Annotated in this window: 1 pseudogene; it reads right to left on the bottom strand. The window is 61.8% G+C overall.

The window, feature by feature from the left end:
- Positions 1-226: pseudogene (locus TW83_RS16640) on the bottom strand (hypothetical protein); the annotation flags it as partial.
- Positions 227-400 lie beyond the last annotated feature (174 nt).

Here is a 400-nt window from a genome sequence, read left to right as displayed (position 1 = left end):
TGGCGGTTTCCTCGACCGTCAGGGGCGCGATGCGGGTGGCAATGGACAGGGCGGCAATGATCAGCGCCAGCTGGACCGGCCCGCGGGACCGGGCCAGCAGCGGACGCCAGAAATCACTGCGCTGCGCGATCGGGCGCAGCAGAAGACGGTCGATCAGCATCCAGCCCAGCCATGACAGCGCAACGGCAGCTACGAAGATCAGGGCGGTATCGGTCCAGCGGGTCATGCAGTCCTCGGAAGGGTTGACAGGTCAACACCAACCTCCGACATGGCGCTTCGTTCAGGTGCGTGGGTCTCTAGGTGTGCTTACCTGCCTGTCTGATATCGAGCGCGTCAGTCCTGCTTTCCGATCAGGCAGGATGAGTTTTCCAAATGCCCTTATCATACATTCCCCAAGTGG

It is taken from the genome of Paracoccus sp. S4493, assembly GCF_000967735.1.
GTDB lineage: Bacteria > Pseudomonadota > Alphaproteobacteria > Rhodobacterales > Rhodobacteraceae > Paracoccus > Paracoccus marcusii.
Note: the sequence above shows the minus strand (reverse complement) of the source record. Positions and strands in the feature narration are given on the sequence as shown.